Here is a 1,762-nt window from a genome sequence, read left to right as displayed (position 1 = left end):
AGACGCAAAAGATGCTGTTGAAGGAGCAATCGAAGGCGTTAAAAATATGATTAAAGGTGACGACAAATAGTTGTCAAGATAAAAGATGGTAAATGGTCATAAGCCAACTAATAGGTTAAATGACGATCAGATTTAATTCGAGTAAAAATTATTCATAGAATAAATAAATTATAACGGAGGCAAGACTATGTCAACTGAAGAAAAATTAAACCAAGCAAAAGGTGCTGTAAAAGAAAAAGTTGGTGAACTAACTGGCGATGAAAAAACAGAAAAAGAAGGAACTGCTGAAAAAGTAATTTCTAAAGTTAAAGAAGTTGCCGAAGACGCAAAGGATGCTGTTGAAGGAGCAATCGAAGGCGTTAAAAATATGATTAAAGGTGACGACAAATAATAGTTATTTGTTATCATTCAATCCCAACTAGTCTATCCTAAAAAAGCACCCTAAATTCTATAGTTTTTATATCTACTATAGAAGATGGGGTGCTTTTTGATCAAAATTTTTAAGAGGCTGTTACTATACAGATATGTTGAGAATCTAAAAAAATCTTCTAATGATATAAGCAATTAGCTACATTTCTGCTTTGCTTTAAAAATTAATGAAACACACACTTTATATTTATTTTATACATTAAACAAATGAAAATAACTATAAAAAATAAAGTGAGATAAGACATAATTTAAAAGCAGAAAATACATATAAATCAATATACAATAGAATGATTCAACATATATTTTCTATTTGTTTATCACAAACAATAATACTATTTAGGTATTTTGTTTTATAATTTAATATATTTTAACAATTTTAAAAAAGTCAAGTATTTTAGTTGACTCCCTATAAAAAATAGTCTATAATTATATTATCTCTAGAAAAGTAAGCGCTTTAATTTTTATTCAATAAGAAACTTTTAGCTAAAAAAGCAAAATACAAAAATGTTATATTCATCATACTTGCTTATTGAATATGATTTAAATAGCGTTTCTTTGAGATAGAAAGGAGTCCTATTATGCTTTGGTCTATTATTGTAGGAGGCCTTATTGGTCTCATTGCAGGAGGAATCACAAAAAAGGGTGGTTCAATGGGTATCATTGCTAATGTTTTAGCAGGTTTAATTGGTTCATCAGTTGGACAATCTCTTTTGGGTACTTGGGGACCATCTTTGGCAGGTATGGCATTGCTTCCTTCAATTGCGGGAGCTGTCATTGTTGTTTGTGTCGTTTCATTCTTCTTAGGGAAGAAGGAATAAATTTCTTTTTTCAAAAATATATCATAATCTTTATAACAGGAAAAGATTATGATTTGATTGTAGTTTTGAAAAGATTCGTTATTTCAAAATTACAGAAGAAAAAGGCAACTAAGTAAAAGATGCTGTTTAAGGCGCAATCAAAGATATAAAGAATTTATTTAATGGTGATGACAAATAAGTCATAAGTATAATCGATTTTTCGTGTTAGATCAACATACTCTATACAATTTTTAGTTCTGTTCATATTAACTTTTACAATAAGATTATATAGGTTATAAGCTGATATAATCAAATAAACCTAAGTAAAGCACTATTTCAATTTAACTGAATGATGGCACACTTAGCATAAGATTTAAGCGAAAAATCGGTTTTCTTTTGATATAAAATAAAATATATTACAGATGGAGGTAATAGTATGTCTACAGAAGAAAAAATCAATCAAGCAAAAGGTACAGTCAAAGAAGGATTCGGTAAATTGACTGGCGACAAGAAAACAGAAAAAGAAGGGGCTGCTG

2 protein-coding genes are annotated in these 1,762 nt (G+C 28.8%); both read left to right on the top strand.

What is annotated here, in order from left to right:
* Window positions 1–187 precede the first annotated feature (187 nt).
* Complete coding sequence (locus ADI76_RS05015) at window positions 188–391, top strand: CsbD family protein (RefSeq protein WP_049472676.1); 204 nt, start codon at window positions 188–190, stop codon at window positions 389–391.
* Between the two features lie 616 nt (window positions 392–1,007).
* Window positions 1,008–1,247 carry a GlsB/YeaQ/YmgE family stress response membrane protein gene (locus tag ADI76_RS05010; protein WP_003007835.1) on the top strand — a complete coding sequence of 80 codons (240 nt, stop codon included), beginning with the start codon at window positions 1,008–1,010 and terminating at the stop codon, window positions 1,245–1,247.
* Window positions 1,248–1,762: the final 515 nt, after the last annotated feature.

Source organism: Streptococcus parasanguinis (assembly GCF_001074805.1).
Classification (GTDB): domain Bacteria; phylum Bacillota; class Bacilli; order Lactobacillales; family Streptococcaceae; genus Streptococcus; species Streptococcus parasanguinis_A.
Note: the sequence above shows the minus strand (reverse complement) of the source record. Positions and strands in the feature narration are given on the sequence as shown.

Coding starts and splice junctions, on each gene's coding strand:
- ADI76_RS05015 (WP_049472676.1), top strand. CDS start 188: ATGTCAACTGAAGAAAAATTAAACCAAGCAAAAGGTGCTGTAAAAGAA.
- ADI76_RS05010 (WP_003007835.1), top strand. CDS start 1,008: ATGCTTTGGTCTATTATTGTAGGAGGCCTTATTGGTCTCATTGCAGGA.